Annotated in this window: 5 protein-coding genes; 1 reads left to right on the forward strand and 4 read right to left on the reverse strand. The window is 62.9% G+C overall.

Features of this window, described 5'->3' with window-relative positions; translation table 11 throughout:
* Positions 1-109: 109 nt before the first annotated feature.
* Positions 110-1,003 (reverse strand): hypothetical protein, encoded by an 894-nt coding sequence (locus tag ACIN94_RS12990; protein ID WP_400704050.1) that lies wholly within the window; start codon positions 1,001-1,003, stop codon positions 110-112.
* 690 nt (positions 1,004-1,693) lie between these two features.
* Between ACIN94_RS12990 and ACIN94_RS12995 the strand changes: the two genes are divergently transcribed.
* Positions 1,694-2,272, forward strand: coding sequence for a hypothetical protein (locus ACIN94_RS12995; protein ID WP_400704053.1), 579 nt, complete (start codon positions 1,694-1,696; stop codon positions 2,270-2,272).
* A gap of 139 nt (positions 2,273-2,411) precedes the next feature.
* Here ACIN94_RS12995 and ACIN94_RS13000 read toward each other — a convergent pair whose 3' ends face one another.
* From ACIN94_RS13000 to ACIN94_RS13010, 3 genes are all read right to left on the reverse strand, one after another.
* Positions 2,412-3,008 carry a hypothetical protein gene (locus ACIN94_RS13000; protein ID WP_400704056.1) on the reverse strand — a complete coding sequence of 199 codons (597 nt, stop codon included), beginning with the start codon at positions 3,006-3,008 and terminating at the stop codon, positions 2,412-2,414.
* 235 nt (positions 3,009-3,243) lie between these two features.
* Positions 3,244-5,568, reverse strand: coding sequence for a tetratricopeptide repeat protein (locus tag ACIN94_RS13005; RefSeq protein WP_400704059.1), 2,325 nt, complete (start codon positions 5,566-5,568; stop codon positions 3,244-3,246).
* A 496-nt stretch (positions 5,569-6,064) separates the two neighbouring features.
* The gene (locus ACIN94_RS13010) at positions 6,065-7,351 is read right to left on the reverse strand and encodes a hypothetical protein (RefSeq protein ID WP_400704062.1); all 1,287 of its coding nucleotides are present in this window, start codon (positions 7,349-7,351) and stop codon (positions 6,065-6,067) included.
* Positions 7,352-7,797 lie beyond the last annotated feature (446 nt).

The following is a 7,797-nucleotide window of genomic DNA, read 5'->3' on the forward strand; positions in this document are numbered from 1 at the left end:
CGGTGCCCCGGACAGAGCTTGAGGTGTTCATTGAGCACCAGGTCTACCGGATCGACGAAGGACACCTATCCGCAGTGTGTACGGCCGGCCAAAGGCGAGCACCGGATGGTCATCCCCTGCCGCTGGGAAGGCTACGACGGCGTAGCAGGAGTCCGGTGACGGCAGCGAAGGTAAGCAGGAAGCCGGTCAATATGAGCACTCGCCCGTCGGGGCCGGACTCACCGCCGCCTCCGGTCGCGGCTCCTCCTGATGGGGTCTTGATTATCTTGCCGTTTTCCCCCGCTGATGCTCTCGTCACGGTTGCCGTGACGGTATGGGTCGGCTGTGGGCTCGAAGTCACCGGTACGGAACCGGTTGACTGATCCCCCGCGGTTGCCGTGACGGTATGGGTCGGCTGTGGACTCGGCGTTACCGGGGCAGGCCCGGTTGGCTGGCCGTCTGCAGAAGCGACGGTGAGGGGGTAGGTCGTCAGGTCGGCGGCGTTTTGCACCTTGCACTGGATCGACGGTTCGGTGGGGCTGGTCCCGAAGTTGATGGCGGCCGGCCGTACCGTCGCAGTGCCCGCGTTGGAAGATTTGGTCTTCAGAGGGACCGCGTCCGTCGGCAGGGGAACGGTCTGACCCGCGCTGAGTGTGAACTCGCCTACCCCGGTGGCGGAGGTCAGCCCGGCGAGCCCGCTGATGGACGCGTACGCGTACAGCTTGGTGCCGCCGGCCAGTCCCGTGGCAGGCGCCCTCAGCATGGTGGTGTCGTCGGCGTAGGTTCCGCGCCAGTCGATGGTCATCTGCCGGCCCGCCACAGCGTTGACCGGCATCGTCAGCTCGACCTTGACCTTGATGTCTTGTTTCTCGGCCACGCCGTTTACGGTGCATTGGTACTCGACGATGTCGGTGACGACGACCGCATCCTGTCGCAGCTCGGAGACGGTGGCATGCGCTGGTTGACAGAGCAGGGCCAGGCTGCCGGCCAGGGCGGCGACCGAGAGAATCGAGCGGATGCGCAAAGCGACTCCTATTGTGACAGATGGGGCACAGGAGAGACGGGCTGTGAGGGCATCCGGTTGACACCATGAGCCCTTTTCGTCCTGCTGGCGTCGACTGAAGCGCTCGGAATTCATGGCGGCCCGAGGTACACCACTCCGACGTAGGGTGGAGCCTAGGAGATTCGAACTCCTGACATCCTGCTTGCAAATCGGTCCGATCGCAGGCCGTACGGGCTGTGAGCTGGGCGGCGGGCTCCCCGCGAGTGACCGTGACTGACCGCTGTTGACCGCACTTAATGGCCCGGCGATCCGGACGGGTCCTGCGGTGCCGTCGTCCGCCACCGACGCGCGAAGAAGTGACCGCCCCACCGCAATCCACGAAGGAAAAGTCGGACCAACCCGAAGAGGAAGGCGATCTCGAACAACAGGGAGCACATAAACAGGACTTCGCTCAGTGGCTCCCGGTCACTCTCGCGTGCCCATCCGATGAGCACCGGCGTGGCGACCATGTCGAGCGGGTACCCGAGCATCGCCAACACCTCGTTGTACCCGGCTCGCATGAGCTGATCTTAGGCTTGTGCTGGAGGCCCGCGCTCCACCCCTGTCCGATCTTCTCTCATGCCTCGTCTCACTCCGGAGGGAACGCGGACGACGGGGTGTCCTGGTTATTGTGCACGGAGGGGACGCGGAACCAGATCGAGGAGCGAACCGGTGAGCAGGGAGCTGGCGACCGATCCGACGGCTCTCCGAAGCGCCGTGAATGATGAGCTGGCAAGTACGGCGGGAGCATGGGCCGGCGGGGATGCCTCCGTGGAGGGGTTCCTCCGGCGGATTGTCGCCGATCTCGACCGGCTGCCGTCGTTGTGCGTCCACCACGCCGAGTTCCGGAATTACGGCTCTGGCTATGCGTCCTACGTCGATGTCTTCATCACCAAGCGCGACGGTTCGATGTGTCGTTCCATGAACGGCTGGACGAACGTTGAGGGATTGCCCCTGGCGCTGTGTCGGCTCGCTCCGTTGGCGGCGCTCTTCAAGCCCAGCACCCGATCTTCGGGACCTGACGGTGCCGGTAGTTACGGCCTGCCTGAGCTGTTACAGGTCGCGGATATCGATCTTCCCGGCTCGGAGGAGGAGTGCCGACAGATCGGCCAGGTGCTTGATCGGCACGGTATCGCCTTGCTCGGCTCGCAGGTCCTCAGCTTGCCGTTGGAGGCTGGGCTTCGGGTGGAAACGGTCCTCGGCGATCCGCCGTACAGCGTGTTTGATGCCTGGTTCCACTGGATGGATTAACTACAAGATCGCCTGCTCGACCCAACCGCATTAGCAGCTCTGATCTTGCCTGTCCCGATCAGTTCAACGTGGGCCAATAGGCGTGGCTGGTCCGCCTGGAACGGCATGGGACAGCGCTGGATTGCAACTAGAACTGCAACTAGGGAGCAGTCGCCACGGGCGGCATGACCTCGGTGATGCGTGCCGTTCCAACGGGTGGCCGCATCTCGTGCATGGTGATCACATCACCCGGTTTGAGGTGCTTCCAGTGCTCAGGGGTCAGGGGGATGAGCCTCACCCGCGCGCACTCGCCCGGCTTCAACGGATCACGGCCCTCGACCCAGAGGAAGGCGATGCTGAGTAGGTATTCACCTTCGGGCGTACGTCGGTCGATGTCCCACATGGGCCGGAGCAACCCGCCAGGGGGTACCGGCAGTGCACGGCCCCCGTCCTCGGTACGTACCAGGCGGAGTTCAGCCCGGAGGGCGCCGTTTCGGGCCTCACTGCTCCGCCACTCGTACCAGTCGGCATCCTCCCGGAGCCATATCAACCGGGCGGCGTCGGCCAGCAGGCCCCAGAACTCGGGCGGCTGTGGGCAAGCATCGCCGAGATCTTCAAGAAGGATGAGGGCCGTCTCCCAGTCGTCGTCTTCCAAGCACTCCATGATGTGGACAGCGCTGACAGTGACCTCCTCGGCACGAGCGCCTACGAGCTGGAGTTGGGCAGCCTTGTAAAGCGGGGAGTCCTGGGAATCCACGGCCTGATTGTGGCAGGCTCTCGAACTCGGAACTTGCGGATTAAAAGATCGACCTCGGTCTGTTCCGTATAGTTCAACGCAGGTCAGGGAGTATCTATGGTCCATCCTGAACAGCCGTGGACGGCTTTGAACTGCAACGGAAACTGCAACTCACTCTTGGCCGTAGCACTTCGACGACCTCCACGGCGGTTTGAAGCCGTTAATCCTTAAAGTTTGAGGTTGGGGTTTCTTTCAGCTACCCCAGATCCCGCAGCGTGTTCGCCAGGTTGCCCCGGCTGGTCAGCGTGTCGGGGTATTCCTCGCCCAGCACCCGGCGACGTACCTCCAGTACGGCCCGGTGCTCTGCTTCGGCCTCCTCCAACCGCCCCAGATCCCCCAGCACGAGCGCCAGGTTGTTACGGCTGATCAGCGTGGAAGGGTGCTCCTCGCCCAGCACCCGGCGGCACACCTCCAACTCTGCCCGGTGCTCTGCTTCGGCCTCCTCCAACCGCCCCAGCTCCCCCAGCGTGTTCGCCAGGTTGTTGCGGCTGGTCAGCGTGGAAGGGTGCTCCTCGCCCAGCACCCGGCGACGTACCTCCAGTACGGCCCGGTGCTCTGCTTCGGCCTCCTCCAACCGCCCCAGCCCCCCCAGCACAAGCGCCAGGTTGCCCCGGCTGGTCAGCGTGGAAGGGTGTTTCTCGCCCAGCACCCGGCGGCACACCTCCAGTACGGCCTGGTGCTCTGCTTCGGCCTCCTCCAACCGCCCCAGATCCCCCAGCACGAGCGCCAGGTTGCCCCGGCTGGTCAGCGTGGAAGGGTGCTCCTCGCCCAGCACCCGGCGACACACCTCCAGTACGGCCTGGTGCTCTGCTTCGGCCTCCTCCAACCGCCCCAGATCCCCCAGCACGAGCGCCAGGTTGTTACGGCTGATCAGCGTGTCGGGGTATTCCTCGCCCAGCACCCGGCGGCACACCTCCAACTCTGCCCGGTGCTCTGCTTCGGCCTCCTCCAACCGCCCCAGATCCCGCAGCGTGTTCGCCAGGTTGCCCCGGCTGGCCAGCGTGGAAGGGTGCTCCTCGCCCAGCACCCGGCGACACACCTCCAGTACGGCCCGGTGCTCTGCTTCGGCCTCCTCCAACCGCCCCAGCTCCCCCAGCACGAGCGCCAGGTTGTTGCGGCTGGTCAGCGTGGAAGGGTGTTCCTCGCCCAGTTCCTGCCGGCGGAGGGTCAAGGTGGTGCGGTAGCCCGATTCGGCGAGGTGGTAGCGGCCTCGGCGATAAGCGGTGGAGGCGATCTGGTCGGCGTCGTCGGCGTGGTGAACGTGCATGAGGGCGGTGCGGATGACCGGTTCGGCGATCTGCGCGAGTGGGCCTTCTGCCTGCTGTCGGCGGTCGACGAGGTAGTCGAAGACGGCCACCCCATCACCGGCGGCATTCGGAACGGGTGACAGCAGGGCGGTAGTGGCGCGTCGAGGCCGGGTCGCCCAAGCCCAGGCATCCTCCAAGGATTCGGGCCGGAGCCGATAGCCGCCCTCAGCCTCCAGGTAGGCGGTGTGAAGCTCTTCGAGGAGCCGACGGGGGGCGGGGCTGGTGTATCCCGCGCGGCGGCAGTCGATCGCGGCCGAGACTAAAGCGGCCCCCCGCGGGTTGCCCCCCACCTCCCAGGCATTGTCGTAGTCGCGCTGCAACTCAGGACCGGAGGCAAGGTATTCGGCGATGCCGAACTCGTCGGCCTGCTGTACGGCGGAGGCGATGCGATCATCCCAGGCGCGGGCCTGGGCACGCTCCAACTCGCTCATGGTGAACCTACGCGCCAGCCGGATCACCTGCGCCTGCTCCAAGGCTTCCTGTATCTCGCGCCCGGCTGACCGGGCGGCCTCATCGCCATCGGTGGGCTGGCTGGTCAGACGGGCCTGTTCGGCGCTGCGCAGCGTGGCCACGATGACCCGGTGGCCTTTGCCCGCGGTGATGCGGGCGATGTGCTCGCGCGTCAGGCCACCGGTGCCCAGGTAGTGTTCCAGGTCCGACAGCCACAGCACAGCCCGATTGGTGCGCACGGTCTGCTCGATAGCGGCCACCAGCGCGGTGCGGTCGTGCGGGGCGATCAGCACATGATCGGGCAGGGTGGCGCGCACGGCTTCGTAGGCGGTGCGGGACTTGCCCGCGGTGGAGTCCCCGACCAGCAGCACGAACCCCCCGGCCGCCAGCCGTTCCCGTACCTGGTCGTCGACATCGCGGGGCACGTACACCGGTGGCTCGGCCTCGGGAGTGCCGGTGAGCACGATCGCCGGATGCACCCCCAGCTGGACCGGGTCATCCAGCTGCACCACCGTGGGCAGCCGTCCGCTGGGCAGGACCAGACAGCCATCGTGCAGCTTGAGGGTGATCTCGTCACGGCGGGTGGTGATCCGCTTGTAGCGCTCCTGCCAGATGCCTAGGACCGCCGCCACCACCGCGGCCCCGCCGACCACCCATGGATCGGTCACCTGGAAGGCCGTGACAACCGCCGTCGCGGCTCCCAACGCGGCCAAGACGACGACGGCGATCAGTACGCGGCGTTCCTGCCACCGGTTGCTGCTCATGTTCCCGTCCCTTTCGCCCGTGACCGGAGATTCGCACACCCCACAGACGACGACCAGCCGGACGATCCCGTTGACACCCAACCGTCATCCCGAGCAGCCGCCCGCCTCGGTCGTTCCGAGGGGCTGGAGCTGAGGTGCGGGCACGCCCCGTCCGGCCGTTCCGGGCAACGGCGCCAGCCTCAGCAAGAAGGTCTCGAAGACCCTGGAACGAAGTAGACATCCGCCACCCCGACTGGATCGGGGAACGCGCCCGCACCGTCATTAGGAACGAAGTCCCAGACCGTCGATCGCCCCCAGCCATCTACCGCGGCCAGCCATCTACAGGCGATCGTGGGGCAGTATCTGCTTGCTCGTCATCGGCCAGAGCGCGGACGGGGCCGTGCGGGTCTTGCACCTCAGCCAGAAGCGGCGGAAAACCAATGCACATGTACGTGTCCCGGAGCCGAAGGCATAGAGGTTACACGGCGTGATCGTTCAACGATTTCGCAAGGTATTACTATCGATTGCTTACGATCACCTCAATAGCTAGGACTCGCAGAAGCTCTATATCGGGATACAGCCTCAATGCCTCATAGCTGACCGGCAGTAACACCTTGGACTCAGCGTATCGCACATCGTCTTTTGCGTGCACAATTCTGTTTCTCAGTGCATAGACTCTTTTCGCAACCTGGGAAGCCAAAGATTCTCCACTCTTGGAGTGAATCACAGGAACTCCCGATATGGGGCCTTGCTTGCCAAAATGCCCACCGTAATCGAATGAAAAGAATTCTTGCAACCTGATTTCCGGAACACATTCCTCTATAAGTGTTCGCAGCTGGTCGCTCTCGCTGGCACCGTGCGAGCGCTCCACGGAGCTTAGAATCTGCAAAATAGAAGAATCTTTTTCTTCGTCGAAGTCCAGCGACCGCAAAAGCCTTCGCACCTTCTTTACGGCTTCTCGCCTATGCGCGATCGGCAGATAGTGCTCTAGGATCTGATAGTAGGATAGGTAAGATAAAGTATGGTTGCCGCGCATTGCAAAATCGTTGGGAATAGAAAAGAGTGTAGCAACGTTGTCGGGTACCGGAGTTTTTGGAAATCTAACGGCGTTACTGACTGCGGTGGTACGGCGCCGATAAGAAGGGCGCTCCCACTTAGGGCGCAAGGAGTAAAGAACTCCGTGGCGAGCATTCAGCTCAAATATGAAAGAGTTTGCCAGCTCGCGAGATCTGCGCAGAAGCTCCGACTTCTCAGTTTCACCATCAAGGAAGATCTTTAGAGTGGTCTGACTTCTGACTTGTCGACTATCCGAATCCCAGGGCAGAAGAGGGGTGCAGAGAGCAGAGTTAGGTGATATCTCGATACATGTAGAACTATCGCCCGATGTAACCCTAATAAGGGGGTGCATAAAGTTTCGATCTTTGTCGTGCACAAACGGAGGTTCGCCCTTGTGGGTGTGAGAGCAAGGACGATTTTCAAAATTGAATCTATCTGCATTCCTGCTAGTGAACGGGCTGGACGCCCCTTGTCCGATTTCAAATTCAGCAAACCCCTTACCGGGATCTATCCATCCTTCGTATTCCTCCATCTTCTCGGCTCCGCGTGCAATAGCCTGGAGAATCTCATAAGTCGAATCCAGAGGGATCGCTGGCCTTAATTTACGAATTCCGCCAGCGTCGACGTGTTCGAAGATAACATAATCTTTAAGAGTATGTAGGTGTCTGAGGCCAAGGACCCGCTCAATGCGAGATATGTCGTCGGCGTCGAACGAGATGGGCTGAATTCCTTCGGTCGCTTCAGACATAATCTTCCTTTTCTGAATCGTCGTACATAGATCTGGGATCTTCACCTGTCGCCAACACTAATACAACGCCAAGAATCGCGGACAGGCAAACCCTCACCTCGACATTCGGCGATACTCAGCTGTGGCGGTCTTACCTTGGATTGGTTCAACTAGGCAGTTCGGTAGTCCAGGGCAGAGTCCTGAACCAGCGATCGCTTCTAGCCCCGTAGGGTGACCGGCCCCGATGAGGTGATCGTTACACATGAATGAGTACGGCGGCGGTGCGGCGGTGTACGGCGGGTTGATCTCGTACAGCCGGTCGGCAGGCGGCGCGCGGCCCCAAGTCCCGCGCCGCACGGGACCGGCGCCCACGGGTTGCGTCCACGGAGGTGGTGTACGAGTTTCCCCAGGTAGTGGGCGTGGCGCCGTGAAATGAGGACGGCCATCGCGTGATCCTTCGAGTGCGA

Source organism: Streptosporangium sp. NPDC087985 (assembly GCF_044741965.1).
GTDB lineage: Bacteria > Actinomycetota > Actinomycetes > Streptosporangiales > Streptosporangiaceae > Streptosporangium.